General features: G+C 48.2%; 13 protein-coding genes. 12 read left to right on the plus strand and 1 reads right to left on the minus strand.

All coding sequences use genetic code 11. The features are described 5' to 3' along the window. Window positions 1–20: 20 nt before the first annotated feature. The 8 genes from HII30_RS00530 (at window position 21) to lexA (ending at window position 11,549) form a co-directional block, all read left to right on the plus strand. A complete protein-coding gene (locus tag HII30_RS00530) occupies window positions 21–4,754 on the plus strand; it encodes a CehA/McbA family metallohydrolase (RefSeq protein ID WP_246245894.1) in 4,734 nt (1,577 codons plus the stop codon). A 215-nt stretch (window positions 4,755–4,969) separates the two neighbouring features. Beyond that, window positions 4,970–5,647 carry a nicotinamide riboside transporter PnuC gene (gene pnuC, locus HII30_RS00535; RefSeq protein WP_169502975.1) on the plus strand — a complete coding sequence of 226 codons (678 nt, stop codon included), beginning with the start codon at window positions 4,970–4,972 and terminating at the stop codon, window positions 5,645–5,647. Then, window positions 5,644–6,690 (plus strand): AAA family ATPase, encoded by a 1,047-nt coding sequence (locus HII30_RS00540; RefSeq protein WP_169502976.1) that lies wholly within the window; start codon window positions 5,644–5,646, stop codon window positions 6,688–6,690. Before pnuC ends, HII30_RS00540 begins: the two co-directional genes overlap by 4 nt. A gap of 46 nt (window positions 6,691–6,736) precedes the next feature. Beyond that, on the plus strand, window positions 6,737–7,627 hold the full coding sequence (locus HII30_RS00545) for an NUDIX hydrolase (RefSeq protein ID WP_169502977.1): 891 nt from the start codon (window positions 6,737–6,739) through the stop codon (window positions 7,625–7,627). 260 nt (window positions 7,628–7,887) lie between these two features. After that, entirely contained in the window at window positions 7,888–8,160 is a 273-nt protein-coding gene (locus HII30_RS00550; protein WP_169502978.1) for a type II toxin-antitoxin system Phd/YefM family antitoxin, read from the plus strand. After that, window positions 8,108–8,470, plus strand: coding sequence for a type II toxin-antitoxin system RelE/ParE family toxin (locus HII30_RS00555; protein WP_246245896.1), 363 nt, complete (start codon window positions 8,108–8,110; stop codon window positions 8,468–8,470). The genes HII30_RS00550 and HII30_RS00555 overlap by 53 nt, the downstream gene beginning before the upstream one ends. A 66-nt stretch (window positions 8,471–8,536) precedes the next feature. After that, a complete protein-coding gene (locus HII30_RS00560) occupies window positions 8,537–8,887 on the plus strand; it encodes a nucleotide excision repair endonuclease (RefSeq protein ID WP_169502979.1) in 351 nt (116 codons plus the stop codon). A 229-nt stretch (window positions 8,888–9,116) separates the two neighbouring features. After that, window positions 9,117–11,549, plus strand: a complete 2,433-nt coding sequence (lexA, locus tag HII30_RS00565; RefSeq protein ID WP_169502980.1) for a transcriptional repressor LexA — start codon at window positions 9,117–9,119, stop codon at window positions 11,547–11,549. 658 nt (window positions 11,550–12,207) lie between these two features. Here lexA and HII30_RS00570 read toward each other — a convergent pair. Next, a complete protein-coding gene (locus HII30_RS00570) occupies window positions 12,208–13,299 on the minus strand; it encodes a GntR family transcriptional regulator (protein ID WP_169502981.1) in 1,092 nt (363 codons plus the stop codon). A gap of 371 nt (window positions 13,300–13,670) precedes the next feature. On the opposite strand from HII30_RS00570, the gene HII30_RS00575 reads away from it, so the two are divergent. The 4 genes from HII30_RS00575 (at window position 13,671) to HII30_RS00590 (ending at window position 18,743) form a co-directional block, all read left to right on the plus strand. Then, window positions 13,671–15,287, plus strand: coding sequence for a xylulokinase (locus HII30_RS00575; RefSeq protein ID WP_169502982.1), 1,617 nt, complete (start codon window positions 13,671–13,673; stop codon window positions 15,285–15,287). Between the two features lie 3 nt (window positions 15,288–15,290). After that, window positions 15,291–15,989, plus strand: a complete 699-nt coding sequence (locus HII30_RS00580) for an L-ribulose-5-phosphate 4-epimerase (RefSeq protein WP_169502983.1) — start codon at window positions 15,291–15,293, stop codon at window positions 15,987–15,989. Window positions 15,990–16,027: 38 nt separating this feature from the next. Next, window positions 16,028–17,452 (plus strand): L-arabinose isomerase, encoded by a 1,425-nt coding sequence (araA, locus tag HII30_RS00585; RefSeq protein ID WP_169502984.1) that lies wholly within the window; start codon window positions 16,028–16,030, stop codon window positions 17,450–17,452. A gap of 175 nt (window positions 17,453–17,627) precedes the next feature. After that, window positions 17,628–18,743 carry an MBL fold metallo-hydrolase gene (locus HII30_RS00590; protein ID WP_169502985.1) on the plus strand — a complete coding sequence of 372 codons (1,116 nt, stop codon included), beginning with the start codon at window positions 17,628–17,630 and terminating at the stop codon, window positions 18,741–18,743. Window positions 18,744–18,838: the final 95 nt, after the last annotated feature.

The following is an 18,838-nucleotide window of genomic DNA, read 5'->3' on the forward strand; positions in this document are numbered from 1 at the left end:
GATAAGGGAGAGGATTTAATTTGAAGTCTCAAAGAAGAAGACTGCTCTTTGTTGTGATGGCTTGTGTTATTGCAGGTGTGTTTAATCAAAGTAATGGCATCAATGTGTCCGCATCCTCAGATCAGGATGGTGTTTCTAATGAGGGTAGAGCCACACACTTAGGGGCTTCCCTTTACAAAGGTCATTTGCATTCTCACACATCGCTAAGTGATGGAATACTGCTGCCTAATGATGCTTACAATTTTGTGAAGAACAATACAGACTTTGATTTTTTTGCCGTGACTGAGCATGACGTGACGTATGACATCAGTACAGGCAGTGATTTTATTACCAATGTTCAAGACTCTTATTCCGACGAATACAAGGTACTGCATGAGCAATCCGATGTCCATAACCATGATAACGAATTTGTGACGCTGCCCGGTACGGAAGTGACGTGGTACGATGAATCGGGCCATATGAATTTATTTAATGCAGAATGGTTTGCCAGAACACATGGAGCAGGTGCGGACGGCACGTGGGGCTGGGGCGATATTAAATATGATCTGCCCACCTTTTACGCAAGACTGGCTCAGGATCCTCAAGCGATAGCTCAGTTTAATCATCCGCGCTTCACAGGTAACTGGAGCTTCCAGGACTTTAAACACTTTAACCAGGACGTTGACAACAACATTAATATGATGGAATACAAATCCGCCAATGATTTTGCAACCTATACCAAGGTGCTGGATCGGGGCTGGCATGTCTCTCCTGTATTTGGCGGAGACGAGCATAAAGGAAATTGGGGCATGGTTCAGCCTCATGTGACAGGAATGTGGGGAGATCAACTTACTCGGGAAGGTCTTTACGATGCGATGCAAAACCACCGCACCTATGTATCCTTTGACCGCAACCTGGAGCTGGCAGTTTCCACAAAAGGTAAGATGATGGGATCGATCCTTCCGGCTAAGACAAAGAAAATCAACCTAAAGATCGAGATCCATGACCCGGATGCAAACGATCATCTGGACAAAGTTGTGGTCTACAAAAACAGCGGTGAAATTCTGCAGGAGTACAACAATATTGCCAGCAGTTCATTTGAAAAGAATGTAAACCTGGACAGCGAAAATGGGGACTATTTCCTCGTCAGAGCTTTCCAGACCGACGGGGATGAGGCGATCAGTGCTCCGATCTGGATTGGTGAGGAAACGAGAGGTACGGTACATGCGCCTGAAATTACGGTTCAAGGACAATATCCGGACACGATCCAGCTTGGAAATCAAGTGGAGGTGCTGGGCGCTTCCGCGACGGCGGATGGCGGTCAATCCTTAACGGTTGAGGCTACCGTATTGAACGATAAAGGAGAAGTACCAGTTTCAAATCAGCAGTTTAACGTGGACATGTATGGTGAATATTTTATTAAATATGCAGCCACCGACGCCCAAGGAAATACGCGTGTGGAGCTTGTTCGATTGCTTGTAGACGCACAAAATCTGGATGCAGACAGCATTCTGGATGAGTTTCAGCCTGTGGTAAATGTAGGCGGAAATGAACGAGAAGTAGGCATCAATATTGTGACCGATAAGGCACTTGAAACAGCGTATGTGCAGTATAAACCGGAGTCTGAGGCATCCTGGGACAATGCGGACCTCGTACAAGCGGGCGCCTCTTATTTTCAAACTGCCTATGGCGATACATTTGCTGACAGTAACTATCGGGTGCTGGCAGCCCATGAAGTCAGTGTCACCGATCTCGACTTAGGGACAACATATGACTATCGATATGGCATGTCACCAAGCGGCCCTTGGAGCAGCAGCTACAGCTTTAAGACCGCTGCATCCTCTGAGGAAGCTGTGATGTATGTCATGGGGGATCTTGGCGTCCCGGATCGCAATTCGGCAAGCTTCCAGCTCTTTCAGAATATGCTGAACGTGCTGCAGTCTAAAAATGCAAACGGCCAGACGGTGGTTCAAGTCGGAGACTTGGTCGAGACCGGCGGCAATATGTATGCATGGAATGATGTGTTTAACAGCATTTATAACAACGATCTGGGGCTGGTTTCAGCTCATGTTGTAGGGGACCGTGAACGTTTGACGGATCGGAAATTTGGATCATTCTCCGGGTTCTTCAACCTGCCGAAGAACGGCGAAGGCAGTTACCGGGAAACGAATTATTCGTTTGATTATGGCGATATGCATATTGCGGTTCTGAATTCTGTACTGGATTTTGACAAGCAGCTGTCTTGGCTGGAGAAGGATATGCGGACAACGGACAAGAAGTGGAAAATTGTGATGGGACATTACCCTTATTATGGCGGTCAATCTGGCGATGAGACCGGTATGGACATGATGAGAGGGAAATTGTCTCAAGCATTTGAACGGCTTGGCGTCAGTTTGTATATCGGGGGCCATGATCAAGTATACAAACGGACCACGATACGAGACGGAGTCAAAGATTTATCGGCTGAAGCGATGAATTTAGGGACCACTTTTGTGACCGTGGGTTCATCAGGTCCGGCGTTTCAGGATAACAAAGTATTTGACTGGGATCATATCGTATATGACGAAAACAAGCAGACCGGCGTTATTTTGGAATCAAATGATCAAGCTCTCACATTGAGGGCTTACAACAGCGACGGCACTGAAATTGATGCATTTACGATCAATCAGCCTGTAGATTATTTGAACCTGACGAGCGCGGTGGTAGACAATAATGTCCTTGAGGGTGTCGGCGTCCTGAATTATCCGAGCTCGCTGGCGACGGTGACCGTGATTGCAGAAAAGCGGGATCACACGGGTGAACAGCTGCTGGAGACGGTGGTACAAGAAGCCACGCTGGAGCATCTCGGACGTGAGCAGATCATCGTACTCGATACCCCGCTTGCGTTCAGCGATGAACATACGATCATTGTAAGATTGGTGAATAATGCAGTCGATAAAGAGCCGTTAGCAGACCCTTTAACGGTGAAAGAGGGCATGCTGGGCGATGGTTCGGCAAGCAATCCGTATCAAATCAAAAGTGCAGGCGGACTCAACAAAATACATGAGTTCCCGGACAAACATTTTGTTCTGGTTCAGGACATTGATGGTCAGGGTGTGTTCTTTGAAGCGATCGGGGCGGATGGAACGCCATTTACCGGTACACTGGATGGACAGGGACACAGCATTACAGGCGTCAACGTATCTTCGGGCGGCGCGGGTCTCTTTGCCATCAACGAAGGCACAATTACCAACGTAGGCATCCATGCTAATATTGATGTTCGCCGAAGCAGTATCGGGATTCTGGTGGATCAGAATGATGGCGTTGTGGAGTATGCCTATAGTACGGGATCGATTAAAGGCAATTCCACTGTGGGCGGCCTCGTGGGCTATTCAAGCGGGACTGTGAGAAACAGCTATTCAACTGCTTCCGTCACTGCACGGGGTAAGCAGGCCGGCGGCCTGATCGGGATCACCAACCGGGGAAGCACAACAGAACAGGTGTATGCCAAGGGTGCTGTTAAAGCAGAAGAATCCAATGCTGGCGGGATCAGCGGATACGCATATAACAGTACGGTTATTCAAAACAGCATCGCACTGAATCCGTCGATTGTTACAGGATCTGCATCCAACCGGATTGTCGGAAGAGTGTTAGCTGGGGAAACAGCAACGCTTCTCAATAATTATGGTGATGAGAACATGTTTGTCAGCAGTGAGAATGTGACTGTCAATGATCCGAACAATGAGAAGGGACAGGGAGTCAGTGCAGCAGCACTTTCGAGTTCAGCTTTGTATATCGGATCCCTGGGCTGGGATTTTGATTCGGTCTGGGTCTGGAATGAAGATGCGAAGCGTCCATTGCTGCAAAGTAATCTGGAGGAATTGAACGAAGACAATATTCCAAGGCCGGATCTGGATCAGAATGAAGATGGCTACTACATCATCTCTTCGGTGAGCGAATTAAGTACCATCTCAGAATTCCCGAATGAAAATTATATTTTGGAGAATAATCTTGATTTTGCAGGGCAGCTGTTCGAGCCTCTGTTTAAGGGAACGCCTTTCCTTGGCGTATTTGATGGAAACCATAAATCCATACTCAACCTAACTTCAACTCAGGGCGGCTTTTTTCATCTCAATGGCGGTGTGATTAAAAATATTGCTGTGGTCGATGCAAACGTCACTGGGGCAAGCAACATAGGCATACTCGTGAATACGAACAACGGAACGGTAGAGAACAGCTATGTAACGGGCTCCATCGAAGGTGGCAGCACCGTCGGCGGTCTTGTCGGCTATTCCAACGGTACGGTAAGAAACAGCTACGCTGACGCAAATGTTACTGCGCGGGTGAGTCAGGCCGGCGGCTTGATCGGGATTACCAACGCAGGCAGTCTAACAGAAAACGTTTATGCAGCTGGAGCTGTTCAGGCACTGAAAAGTAATGCAGGCGGTGTGACAGGCTACGGCTATAACGGAACCGTTGTCCGAAACGTCATTGCGCTGAATCCCTCCGTGACAACGCCAACGATGGCGAACCGGGTGATGGGACGAGTGCTTTCGGGACATACCGCCACACTTCAGAATAATTATTCATCAAACAGCATGACCGTGAATAAGGAAGGTGTCACTGCAGGATCACTAACCAACATTAGAGGGTTAGGCCTGTCTGTAAGTGAAGTAGAGACGCTGTCCACCTATACAGGACTTTTAGGCTGGGATTTTGACACGGTTTGGGAATGGGATAGTGCCGGTAAACGCCCTGTTCTGCAGTCGATGTCAGCGGCAGCCGAAGTAGAGTAAGTTAGCAAGGTTTCATGATTGAGCTAAAGGCCCTCTTTACAGAGGGCTTTTTTTCTTGGAATTTCTCACGATCCTTTGGCAGGGCCTTTTTTACGTAAATAAGGGACACGGCGCAATACCTCTTGCATCCTGGTGGCTTCTCTGTTATTTTGTTAGTAACAAATTGTAAATATCATATTGATAATAAGTTAGAAGTGACCAGGGAGGGATATTTCATGAAGAAGTACACAGGTAACTGGAAGGCATTCGAGCTTCTTTGGCTGGTTTTGTTCACATTGATTGCTGTCAGCATTACAATTGTATCCAAGGACACTCTGTTTGGTTTCTCGGTCTTTATAACCGGAGTGCTGTGCGTGGTGCTTACGGCAAAGGGGAAGCTGATGAGTTATGTGTTCGGTATGTATAATACCTTCGGGTATGCTTATTTGTCGTATACCAACGGATTGTTTGGTGAAGTGATGCTGAATCTGCTGTTCTTTGTCCCGATGAATGTGGTTGGCTTCTTGATGTGGCGAAATCATTTTCAGAGCGGTAAATTGGTGATGCGCCAGATGGATGTCAAAGGCATTCCAATCGTTGGGGCGGTCTGTATTGCAGGCTTCCTGTTACTGGGGTATGGCCTGTCGCTCATTCCGGGGCAGAACTCCCCCTATATTGATGCGGTTACAACGGTACTTTCGGTAGTAGCCACCATTCTGATGGTGAGAAGATTCAAAGAGCAATGGCTGCTCTATATTGTGCTCAATATATTTACGGTGCTGCTGTGGGTAATCCGAACACTGGACGGCAGCGACGATGGTGTGATTATGATCGTGATGTGGAGTGCGTATCTGATGAATGCGGTCTATGGTTACTATAACTGGAACAAAGGCGCGAAGGAGGCGTTGGCATGAAGACGCTCGGATTAACACTTGGGAAGTTCGCTCCGCTGCATAAAGGGCATCAGTTCATGATCGAAACGGCACTTCAGGAGGTCGACGAGCTGATCGTGGTCATTTATGAGACAACCGTCTCTCCAATTCCGCTTCATATCCGGGCGAACTGGATTCGACAGCTTTATCCTGCGGTTCGGGTTATCGAGGCTTGGGATGGTCCGGATGGGTATTCCGATGACCGGGAGCATGAAATGCGGGAAGAGCAGTATATTCTGGGGCTGCTTCAGGGTGAGCAGGTGACCCACTTTTATTCCAGTGAGTTTTATGGCAAACATATGAGTATAGCTTTGGGTGCTGTCGACCGCCGGGTGGATGAAGCGCGCGGGCAGGTACCGATATCGGCGACGATGGTCCGCTCCGATCCGTTTCAATATCGGGATTATGTCAGTGATCTCGTCTACCGCGATTTAATTACAAAAGTGGTGTTTGTTGGCGCGATGTCGACCGGCAAGTCGACCATTACCGAGGCGTTGGCCCGTCGGTACGGCACGACGTATGCCAGTGAGTATGGACGGGATTACTGGACAGCGCATCAGGAGGACCGGCGAATCGGGTTTGAAGCGTTTGATGAAATCGCCGTGGGCCATATACAGCGGGAAGAGGAAGCCATCCTGAACGCGAACCGGTATCTTTTTGTCGATACCAATGCAATTACCACGTACAGGTTCGCTATGGATTATCACGGGCGGGCACCGGAGCTGCTGACACATCTTGCCTTGGAGAACGCGCAGCGGTACGATATATTTTTCTTATGTGATGATGATATTCCTTATGACGATACGTGGGATCGCAGCGGGGATCAGAAACGGCATGTGTTTCACAAGCAGATTATTGCGGATTTGAAGGAGCGGCGCATTCCCTATATCACGCTGAGGGGGACGCTGGAGGAGCGGATGCACAAGGTCGATGAGGTGCTCAGGAAGTTCCAGCCTTACAGCAATTATTTTGGCGACAAGAGCGATTATAAAAACACTTGCCATCGCAGCCACGCAGAGGGGTAACTTTGAATTTTAGTCTATATGTAGGAAGATTAGGAGGCGATGATTCTTGGACATGGTGGATCGCGAAGGACTGACAGAGCGTGAATTCCTGGAGAAATACCGGGCAGGGAACTATGAGCGGCCTTCCGTAGCGGCGGATACGGTGATTTTTACGGTTACACATACGGAGACGGACAATTACCGCAAGCTTCCGGAAAAGGAGCTGCGTATCCTCCTCATTCGCCGCGGAGGGCATCCCTTCCTGGGGAAATGGGCGCTGCCTGGCGGTTTTGTCCGGCCGGAGGAGACTGCGGAGCAGGCAGCGGCGCGTGAGCTGTATGAGGAAACCGGAGTGAATGATGTCTACTTGGAGCAGTTGTATACCTTTACGGATGTGGGGCGGGATCCCCGCACCTGGGTCATGAGCTGCAGCTATATCGCACTGATCGACAGCAGCCGGTTTTCTCTGCAGGCGGGGGACGATGCCGAAGCTGCAGCCTGGTTCCAGGTGAGCTATCGGCTGCTGCGGGAGCAGAAGGAGCTTCTAGACGAAGGTTATATCCAAACCTTCAGCTATGAGCTTAAGCTCAGTGCCGAAGGGAAGGAGCTTACGGCTGTGATCGACCGGATTGTGACGGCCAAGCCGACTTCAAGGTCTACACAGTACGCCATCACGTCCAATGATGGATTGGCGTTTGACCATGCCAAAATCATTGCCTGTGCCCTCGACAGGCTTCGAAGACAGACGAATGATACCGACCTGGCCCTGCACTTGATGCCAAAACAGTTCACCTTAACGGAATTGCAGCAGGTGTATGAGGTGATTTTGGATAAAGAGCTGCTGAAGGCAGCCTTTCGGCGTAAAGTGGCCGATCTTGTGGTTGAAACCGACCATTACACGGAGAATGTCGGACACCGCCCGTCGCGGCTGTACCGAAGGAACTGGGAGTCACTTTGATGCAATGAAAGCCCTCTGCGAAGAGGTGCTTTTTTTATTTCAGAATTTTATCGATCTCCTGCACTATATTGACCAGATTTTTTGGAAATACAGACTTATGGGTAGTGACTGCATGTCTGACTATGGCGATGTCACTTTTTAGCTTGATCGGCGTTGGATTCATGCTACGTTATTTGTTGCGAAAATAACGCAATAGCAAGAGGAGTATAATAATGATATAATATCGTCAGAATTATATCATTTCAAAGGAGCGAAATGAAATGAATATTAAGCCGTCCACGACCATTCGACAGGATTACAACGGGTTTTCTAAATATTGCCACGAACTTGATGAGCCGGTTGTATTAACTCGGAATGGTGAAGCTGATTTAGTGGTTATGAGTCATGAAGCTTACAGACGGATGGAGGCTCGCATTAAGCTCCAATCCAAGCTGTTGGCAGCAGAGAAACAGATTGCTGAAGGGGAACCGTTACTTGACCATGAACAAGTCATGGCAAGGGCACGGAGGAAAATCAATGCCGCCAAAGAATAAGGTCAAATATACGCCTGCGGCGGTCGATGACATTGATGAAATTTTTTCGTATATATCCAGTGATGACGTTAACGCTGCTGAACATTTGCTGCAAAAGTTAGACCATCACATTTCGAGTCTGGCGGACTTCCCTGAAATGGGATCTGTCTTGTCGGAAGATCGCTATACTCTTGTTCAACGGGGGTATCGTTTTATTGTAGTCCATCCTTATCTGGTCTTCTACCGAGTTGTTCAAGAAAACATAATTATCCACCGCATACTGCATGGACGAAGGGATTATCTTCGGGAATTATTTGGCTCATTTGAATAATGGGAGACGAGCGCCAGGCATCTATGCTACGATATCATTCTATACGTAAAGAGGACGTGATAAAAGTTGATAACCATTACAATTCCAACACCAGAAGTCACTATTCACAAGCAGGAAAATCCTGAATTAAGTCACATTTACGGCTTCACCGATTTCCACCTGATCACCAGGGAAAAAGGCGGCATCTTCATGTTCTACAACAACCAGGATGAGCTGCTCTTTGTCGGGAAGGCCCGGAAGCTGCGGCAGCGGATCAAGAAGCATTTTGAAGATACCGTCTCGCCTATGAAGAACCATAGAAATGAAGTCGTGAAAATAGAGGTGTACATCGTCGAGGATCCCGTGGAGCGGGAGATTTACGAAGTTTATGCAGCGAACAAGCTGGGCGCAAAGTACAACGTGGATAAGCTGGTTTAATATTATACACGCTGATAGGCAGGAGCAATGTGCTGGTCCCGATGGGAGTGGTGCATTGCTTTTTGTGTTAATAGTTGCAGCTGCAGGAGTGTTGACAAAAATCACCACAAAATACGCAGAACTAGATTATATATGTCTTTTTTCCTGGTATAATAGGGAAGATTCTGCATGCATGAGTACATAAATAGGTCTTTCGTCAAGTTACAGCGGTAAGAAGGAGGCAGCAAACGTGAAGCTTAATATGGAGCAAAGGCGAATTGTCGAGCTGGAGCCAAGTGGGCATATGATGATCAAGGGAGTCGCTGGTTCCGGGAAAACAACGGTGTCGATCCGCCGAATCTCTTTTTTACATCGTCATTACTGCCATGAAGCGGATGATAAAATTTTACTGGTTACATATAACAAGACACTGCTGAACTTTATTAAATATCAATATGATAAGTTTGTGGAAGGGGAAGAGGTGCAGCAGTCTGAGCTGTGGTTCACACCTAATCCTGAAGTGGAAATTACGACCATAGACAGTCTGATGTATCGGTATTATATAAATTATCAAAATCGAACGAAGCAATCACTTCAAGTGGCTTCAGGCCATGTTGAAAACCAGATTATGCTGAAAGCCATTCAGCTTGTGGCAAATCAGTATCCTGGAAGCAAAATCCTGTCTCCCAAGAATAGCAGTTTCTTACGGGACGAAGTGGCATGGATTAATGCATGTCATATTACAGACGCAGAGACGTATCAAAATATAGATCGGATTGGCCGGGCGACAGGCGGGGGCGGAACACCACAAAAGCTGCTAAAAAACTCAGAAGTGCGTGCTGCTATATTCGATTTAATGGAGACCTTCAATCATATGCTCATGCAAGAGGGGTTTATTACGTTTAAGCAGATGAATCTTCTGGCCTTACAAGAAGCACAGCAGATGAATTATGGGAAATACACTCACATTATTATTGATGAAAGTCAGGATTTAACGAAGGTGCAGCTGGATTTCTTAACCTGTATTTATCACGAAAAAAAGCATTCATCCATCATGTTTGTGGCAGATAACACGCAGAGTATATACTCCCAGTCCTGGCTGGGCAAAGGGCGTCCCTATACGTCCATTGGGTACGATATGAGCGGAAAGTCAAGAATACTGACGAAAAATTACCGAACGACAACGGAAATCTCAACGGCGGCCTATGATCTTATTGAGTGCGATGCCAACATCAGGAACAATGTTGACTTCGTCAAGCCTTCCTTAATTGACAGACATGGGCACCCGCCGATCTATCGTTTTTTTATGACAAGCGACGGGCAGCTTTCGTACTTGGTTGGAGAAATAAACAGCTTGTTGAATGATTACAGCTATTCCGATATTTGCATTGTTGGGCGTGAAAAGCGTCTGATTGAAAGCGTTTGTTCTGCATTAGCGGAGTACGGCCTTCCTTCTGAGATCTTGAATGCGTCTGTGCCTGATTTTGAATCGGACAGCATTAAATTAGTTACCATGCACTCTATTAAAGGATTGGAATTTAAGGTTATCTTCCTTATTGACCTTAATGAAGGGATCATTCCGAATGACCGACTGTATGATTTTGATGATGAAGACACATTTGACTCTGAAGAACGCAAGCTGCTTTATGTTGGCATGACACGGGCCAATGAGCTTCTGTACATGTCATCTGTAAGAAAGCCTTCCAAATTTATAAAAGAGCTAAATGTCGAGAATTTAAGAATCAAACGTGATTGCAAGCTAAAACCATTTCAGTCGACTGGAATTCAGAACTACCAGCTGGTGGATCAGATTATGGACGTGAATGCAAAAGAAGAGGTAGTACGTCAATGGCTGCTTAAAGAGCTTCAGCAAACATACAAATATCCCTTAGAGCTGATTCAGTTCGAGTATCCCGTACAGCAATTTTCCAGGAAAGGATATGTTGATCTGGTCGTCAGCATTTATGTGAATGGAGAGAAAATCCCTTATATTTTTGCTGAGGTGAAGCAATTTGGCGCAGGGATCGAGGACGCAAGCCTCCAGCTGAAATCATATATGGATGTCGTTCCAAAGGTACGGTACGGGATTGTGACAGACGCTTTAGAGGTGAAGTGTTTAGATCGCGAAGGTGGGACACTAAATGATCTGCCGCCTTTCCAGCCGCAATTTCTTCCCGAGACAAGAGGCCGCAGACTGTACTGGAACCTGAAGAATGGGAAAAAATATGTATATGCAGCAGACTTAGAGGATAACGAGGATATTGAAGTCAGTGATGCTGAGAATGGGCTGTATGTCGATTGCGACAGCAAAGTCATGATCCCGGTGGTCGGCAATGTAGCGGCTGGGGTGCCCATTACAGTGCATGAGCAGTATGTGAGAGAGTTATGCGTACCCCTAGATTGGATCTATGCAAAACAAGATACCTTTGCTTTAATCGTAACGGGCGACAGTATGATAAACGCCGGTATTGATAAGGGCGATCAAGTTATTGTGCACCGGCAGAACACGGCGTCTAACGGAGATATCGTCATTGCGATTATAGATCAGGAAGCCACGATGAAAAAGTTCATGCTCATGGGCGATTCCGTGCTTCTCATCTCAGAAAACAGCAGCTATGAGCCTATCCAGATGAAGCGCGAGGACGTCTTGATCAATGGTAAAGTGATTGGGGTATTAAAATAAACGGGCGGACAGCGTGCAGCGCGACCTAAAGCAATGTTTCTCCCGACTGCTGCACCCATCGAAAAAGCCCCTTCGACCTTAGCGGTGGAGGGGCTTCTAGCATAACAGGAAGAATGCCATGGCCTGCAAGCAACATGAGTGCATTTGGGCGGGCGAATGGCGAATCTCACAAGATAAGCTTGAAAATCAGTCTTATTTCTTCCAATTTCCCTGCTTCACGGAGTTTAAGCGTGAAAATCAATCTTAAATTAGCAGATTATCACAAATCAGACGAAAAATGAGCAGAAGTCGCAGCTTTAAGATTGAAAATCAATCTTAACCCTGAAATTTCGCCTGTTTCGAGGTAAATAAGCGTGAAAATCAGTCTTATTTCCTGGGAGACCGGTACAGAAGCGAAGATGGTGGGGTCACTGATGCTAGCAGGCCGGTACAGGAGTGCGACAATGGTGCAGTCATTTTTGCCTGGAAGCCGGTAGAAGAGCGACAAGGGTTTCGGTTACTGATGCCTGGAAGCCGGTACGGAAGAGCGAAGGTGCCGCGGTTATCTTAATGCTGTCATGCTAGCAGGCGCAGGCCGATCCCTAAAAGCGAAGCGGCTGCCGGCCCATCAGCACTTGCCGCTGGCCGGAATCGCCAGAGTAAAGCCAGACATCCGCCGCTACTCCACCTCGATCGCTTTCACGGTTTCACCTTCAATGAATTCAGGCTGGTAGTAGGTAACCGTGGACAAATCCTTTTTGCCCTGTAAATGTTTAATGATCCAATCGGCCGCGTCGCGTCCCATTTGTTCTTGAGGGTGAGTGAGCGTCGTGAGCTGAATATTCGCGTTCTTGGCGATGTAGGAATTGTCCTGGCCGACAATGGATAAATCGTCCGGAATGGAAATGTCCAGTTTTCGGCAGACGTTTACCACTTCCAGCCCCACCTCATCGTTGTAGCAGACCAGCGCGGTCAATTCATCCCGATTGTCGTTCAGATACGTTTCCAGGTTAGCAGACAAGTCCGGCTTCGTATCGGTATCAAAAGAAAGTACATGCTCGTTCTGGAAACGTAATTTGGCTTCTCCCAGCGCTTTGATGAACCCCTTCATACGCAGCTTCCCCTGCAGATCATCCATCTTCGAGATAATGCCGATCTGAGTATGCCCTTTGCTGATCAGCTCCCGTGTGCCGAGATAGCTGGACTGCACGTCATCAAGACAGAAGAACGGAACCTCTAATTCTTCATAATAGGCATTGATCATAACAAAAGGCAGCTCCTGCTCCTTGCAGGACAGGTAGTAGGCGATATTGGGGTTGTACACATTGCTTCGGGTCGGCTCAACAATCAGTCCGTCCACGCCGTAGGACATCATCATTTCGAGCGCTTTTCTCTCCCGTGTAATATCATTATTCGTGCTGGCTAACAGCAGGGAATAGTTGTCTTCATTCAACCGGCTCTCAATGCCGCGAATAATGGAGGGAAAGATGTAATCCGAGATGTAAGTCGTGATGACGCCGATCGTCTTATTGGTGGTCTTGGCCCCCGCTTTGGACCGGTATTGGCTGCTGACGTAGGTGCCGGATCCTCGCTCACTTCGCAAATACCCTTCGTTGGACAAATCCAGAATGGCTTTTCGAACCGTCTGCCGGCTAACCTGATAGCTTTCCTGCAAAACGATCTCTGAAGGGATCTTCTCGCCAACCTTGTATGTCCCAGAGAGGATGTCTTTTTTAATATCTTCTATTATAAGCTGGTATTTCGGCTTCATCATGTCCACTTCTTTCACAATTGTTCAAAAATATAAAGTTGTGCGTACATATTCTAGCATAAGGTGAGTGAAATGCAAGTGCAGCGTCGCAGGTTATTAGCTTTAAGGTGCAGAATACCCGGTAAGTTTTGCCTCCTGCGGCGATGGTCACAAGTGATTGTAACGCCTTATCAAATCATGTCAGTATAACTCTTAAACCTCGTTGACAAATGTACGTACAGAAATTATACTGGTGCTGTTGGAAAATGAAACCGCATTCTCACGGTCAAGGCATGTCGGTTGTCTACTCAATTGGCCGATTTATCAAGAAAGCAGTCCGTACCGGATTTTTGATTTCTGTGCAAACCGCGAACAGAGAGGGGATAACGTGTATGAGTCAAGTGGACGTGAAAGAGGCGATAACCAGGGGAGAAACCTCGCTGGGTATCGAGTTCGGATCTACGCGGATTAAGGCAGTGCTGATCGATCGCCGTTTTGAGACCATCGCATCCGGCAGTTTTGAATGGGAGAATCTGTTGAAGGACGGATTTTGGACATATAACCAGGAAGATATGATTACAGGTCTTCAAACCGCTTATCGTGAGCTGAAACAGGAAGTGGAACGGGAGTACGGTGTTTCTCTGGAGACCGTTGGTTCGATCGGCTTCTCCGCCATGATGCACGGTTATCTGGCATTCGACAGCACAGGGGAGCTGCTTGTGCCGTTTCGGACCTGGCGCAATGCAACGACGGGCGCGGCAGCAAGGGAGCTAACGGACTTGTTCCAATTTAATATTCCCGAGCGCTGGAGTATCGCCCATTTATACCAAGCGATATTAGATCAAGAGGAGCACGTGCCGCGCGTTGATTTTGTCACGACGTTAGCCGGGTATATCCACTGGCTGCTGACTGGCAATAAAGCGATCGGCATCGGCGATGCTTCCGGTGTTTTTCCTATAGATGAAGCAGCCCATAACTACCATCCAGCGATGGTGAAGCAGTTCGATGAATTAATCGCGGACCGGGGCTATCCGTGGAAGCTGGAACAGCTCCTTCCCCGAGTGTGTCTCGCCGGCGAGCAGGCTGGTGAGCTGACGGCAGAGGGAGCGGCCATTCTCGATCCTACCGGAATGCTTCAGCCAGGCATTCCGCTCTGTCCGCCGGAAGGCGATGCCGGAACAGGCATGGTGGCGACGAACAGTGTCCGAAAGCGCACAGGCAACGTCTCCGTGGGTACTTCGGTTTTTGCCATGATCGTACTGGAGAAGGAATTATCTAAGGTGTATCCAGAAATCGATATGGTCACGACACCGAATGGCAGTCCGGTCGGCATGGTGCATGCCAACAACTGCTCCAGTGATCTGAATGCCTGGATGGGACTGTTCCGTGAATTTTCCGAGGCGATGGGATTCAGCGCAGATTCCGGCAAATTGTTCAGCGTGCTGCTGAATAAAGCGCTGGAAGCTGACCCCGATGGCGGCGGGCTGCTGAGCTACGGTTATCTCTCCGGCGAGAACATCACAGGGATCGATCAAGGCAGACCGCTGTTCGTTCGCTCACCGGAAAGCCGATTTACGCTGGCGAACTTTATGCGAACGCACTTGTTCACCGCTTTCGGAGCATTGAAGATCGGCATGGACATTTTGACAGAAAACGAACAGGTAGCGATTGACAGTATCCTGGCTCATGGCGGTCTTTTCAAAACACCTGTCGTTGGACAGAAGATGTTAGCCGCGGCGCTGAACGTACCGATCTCGGTCATGTCTACGGCTGGCGAAGGCGGGGCATGGGGTATGGCGCTTCTGGCTTCTTACATGACAGGCAAAGGTCCGGAAGAGAAGCTGGAGGAGTACCTTGAGCAGACCGTCTTTAAAGATGCTGAGGGACAAAAGCTGGATCCGGAGCAGCGTGATGTCGAAGGGTTCGGGGCGTTCATCAAGCGTTATGAAGCAGGCCTGGCCATTGAACAGGCGGCTGTCGACCATCTGGTAGAGAACGGGAGGGGTTAAGAAATGTTAGAGCAGCTAAAAGAACAGGTCTATGAAGCGAATTTGGAGCTGCCGAAGCATGGCCTCGTGAAGTTCACGTGGGGCAATGCAAGCGCGATCGATCGGGAAAGCGGTCTGTTCGTTATTAAACCGAGCGGCGTCAGCTATGAACAGATGAAGCCGAGCGATATGGTCGTGATGGATCTGGACGGGAATGTGGTCGAAGGAGAGATGAGGCCCTCCTCCGATACCGCGACGCACGCCGTGCTGTATAAGCATTTTGAGCAGATTGGCGGCATTGTGCATACGCACTCCAGTTGGGCCACAATCTGGGCGCAGGCGGGACTGGATGTGCCTGTTATGGGGACGACACATGCGGACACCTTCTATGGCGCCATACCGTGCGCACGTTTCCTGACACAGGAAGAGATTGACCGTGGGTACGAAGCGGAGACGGGGAACGTGATTATCGAGACGTTCGAGAAGCGCGGATTAGACGTGATGGCCATCCCGGCCGTTTTGCTGCAGGGACATGCGCCATTCACCTGGGGAAAAGACGTACAGTCCGCTGTCGTGAACAGCGTTGTGCTGGAGGAAGTGTGCAGAATGAATTTGTACGCGCGGCAGCTGAACCATTTTGCCAAAGAACTGCCTCAAGGCATTCTGGATAAGCACTATCTGCGGAAGCACGGGAAAGATGCGTATTACGGACAGAAATCATAGCGTTATCCAATCCTAAATGAAGAAAGAGGTTGATCCCATTGACAGTAACAGCAGCAAAACAGTTTTGGTTTGTCGTCGGTTCACAGCATTTGTACGGAGAAGAAGCGCTGGGTGAAGTAACGGCTCATGCTCAAAAAATGACAGATGCCCTGAACAACAGCGGTGTGCTCCCTTATAAAGTCGTGCTGCAGGATCTGGCTGTCACTGCGGACAAGATCACGAACATCATGAAAGAAGCCAACTATCGCGACGAGGTAGCGGGGATCATCACATGGATGCATACATTCTCACCTGCAAAAATGTGGATCCGCGGCACAAAGCTGCTTCAGAAGCCGCTGCTTCATCTGGCCACCCAGTACAATGAAAGCATCCCTTGGGCTACCATTGACATGGACTTCATGAACCTGAACCAGGCGGCTCACGGTGACCGCGAGTACGGCTTCATCAATGCCCGCCTGAACAAGCAGAACAAAATTGTTGTCGGCTACTGGGAACGCCCGGAAGTGCAGCGCCAGATTGCAGATTGGATGGATGTGGCGGTTGCTTATAACGAAAGCTTTAATATCAAAGTTGCTCGTTTCGGCGACAATATGCGTAATGTTGGCGTTACCGAAGGCGACAAGGTTGAAGCTCAAATTCAGTTCGGCTGGACCGTGGACTATTATGGCATTGGTGATTTGGTGCAGTACGTAGATGCTGTCTCGGAAAAAGAAATCGATGATCTTATGGCTCAATATGCCGAGCTTTATGATTTTGATTACGGCACGTACAGCAAGGAAGACTGGGAAGGCAGCGTCAGAGTCCAGGCAAGCTATGAGATTGCCATCAAACGTTTCCTGGATGACAAAGGGTACAATGCCTTTACGACGAACTTCGAGGATTTGTATGGCATGAAGCAGCTGCCAGGCCTTGCCGTCCAGCGCCTGATGGCGCAGGGTTACGGATTTGCCGGCGAAGGCGACTGGAAGACAGCGGCGCTGGACCGTCTGCTGAAAGTCATGAGCCGTAATCAGAATACCGGCTTTATGGAGGATTACACGTACGAGATGGCAGAAGGTCAGGAAGCGATCCTGCAGTCCCATATGCTGGAGGTCGATCCGTCACTCGCAAGCAGCAAGCCGAGAATTGTGGTGTCACAGCTCGGCATCGGCGACCGTGAAGACCCGGCACGTCTTGTATTCGATGGCAAAGCCGGCGATGGCGTGGTGGTATCCATGGCAGACTTCGGCACTCATTATAAGCTGCTGATCAATGAAGTTACCGCATTCGAGCCGAATGTTCCCGCTCCCAAGCTTCCGGTCGCCCGCGTCCTGTGGCAAGTAAAACCGAACTTCCAGGATGGCGTGAAGGCCTGGATCGAGAATGGCGGCGGCCACCATACCGTGGTGTCGCTCAATCTAACGACAGACCAGATCGTCACCTACGCCAAGCTCGTGAACCTGGATTACGTCGTCATTAAGTAATCCGCTAATACACAACCGCTTCTTTCGTGAAGGGCTGAGCCCTTTGACGAGAGAAGCGGTTTTTTCGTATTCGGGAGTGCTTTGATTTACGTTCAGCCGAGAGATAAGCTACTATATAAATATCTGAATAGATATTTATATGCTCTTAAACTCATGGGAAGGAATGACAAAAATAATGCTTTATTTATTCCTCTTTATAGCTCTGGTCATTCTTGCCGCTGTATTGTTTATAGCCATACACCCAACGTTTGGCGGCAGTCCAGCTAAAGAACAAAAACAGGTGTACAGCGGGTTGGATAATTTCTCTAACGGGAGATTTGTGAATCAGGTTCCAACCAAGATGAACATGAGTTCCAGGGACGCCCTCTATATGATCAAGGAATCCATTTCAGGAGGAAAAGATCGCAGACCCAGCAGTCCGATCCAGGTTCCGGACATCGATTGGAACAAAATAAACAGCGAAGAAGATAGCTTAACCTGGTTCGGGCATTCTGCTTTTCTGCTCAGTATAGATAACAAAAAGCTGTTCGTAGATCCCATGTTAGGACCCGTTGCTTCACCGGTTTCCTTTGCAGGCAGTAAGCGGTACAGTCAGAGTATGCTCCATTTTATTGATGACACGCCATTTATAGATGACACGCCATTTATAGATGCGGTGTTGATTACACATGACCATTACGACCATTTAGATTATCCATCCATTAAGAGATTGAAAAGCAAGGTAGAACATTTTTTCGTTCCTCATGGCGTAGGTGCTCACCTCAACAGGTGGGGAGTGGCAAAGGACAAAATAACAGAGCTCAATTGGTGGGATGAAGTGACGTTTCAAGGATTAACGATGGCTCTAACGCCTTCGAAACATTTTTCGGGCCGGGGGATTTTGAATAAAGATACAACCTTGTGGGGCGGTTGGGTTATTCTTGGAGCACGTACTCGCTTCTATACCAGCGGAGATGGCGGATACGGCTCACATTTTAAGGAGATCGGGCAGAAGTATGGTCCCTTTAACCTGACCCTAATTGAAGGCGGCCAATATGACGAACGATGGTCCTGGGTACATATGACACCCGAAGAAGCGGTTCAGGCTCATCTAGATGTTCAGGGTGAGCGTATGATGTTAGTTCATTGGGGAGCGTTCACCCTTGCATATCACAGCTGGACAGACCCGATAGAACGAGCCTTGCAAAAGGCAGACGAAGCAAACGTTACATTAATTACGCCTAAAATTGGTGAAACATTCCCGTTAGATGGAGCGTTTACCGTTCCTTTTTCATCATGGTGGAAAGCTTAAGCTGGATACTTTATTCTCAATAAAATATCTTAGTATTAATAAATATACCTAAAAGTATAAAGTATACTTTACATTTTTAGGTCGATATTATAATA

Origin of the sequence: Paenibacillus lemnae (genome assembly GCF_012933385.1) — a bacterium.
GTDB classification, from domain to species: domain Bacteria; phylum Bacillota; class Bacilli; order Paenibacillales; family Paenibacillaceae; genus Paenibacillus_AQ; species Paenibacillus_AQ lemnae.

Bases quoted from the DNA above. Each gene is read 5' to 3' on its own strand.
- pnuC (WP_169502975.1), top strand. From the start codon at position 4,970: ATGAAGAAGTACACAGGTAACTGGAAGGCATTCGAGCTTCTTTGGCTG.
- HII30_RS00540 (WP_169502976.1), top strand. From the start codon at position 5,644: ATGAAGACGCTCGGATTAACACTTGGGAAGTTCGCTCCGCTGCATAAA.
- HII30_RS00550 (WP_169502978.1), top strand. From the start codon at position 7,888: ATGAATATTAAGCCGTCCACGACCATTCGACAGGATTACAACGGGTTT.
- HII30_RS00555 (WP_246245896.1), top strand. From the start codon at position 8,108: ATGAACAAGTCATGGCAAGGGCACGGAGGAAAATCAATGCCGCCAAAG.
- HII30_RS00570 (WP_169502981.1), bottom strand. From the start codon at position 13,299: ATGAAGCCGAAATACCAGCTTATAATAGAAGATATTAAAAAAGACATC.
- HII30_RS00575 (WP_169502982.1), top strand. From the start codon at position 13,671: ATGAGTCAAGTGGACGTGAAAGAGGCGATAACCAGGGGAGAAACCTCG.
- HII30_RS00580 (WP_169502983.1), top strand. From the start codon at position 15,291: ATGTTAGAGCAGCTAAAAGAACAGGTCTATGAAGCGAATTTGGAGCTG.
- HII30_RS00590 (WP_169502985.1), top strand. From the start codon at position 17,628: ATGCTTTATTTATTCCTCTTTATAGCTCTGGTCATTCTTGCCGCTGTA.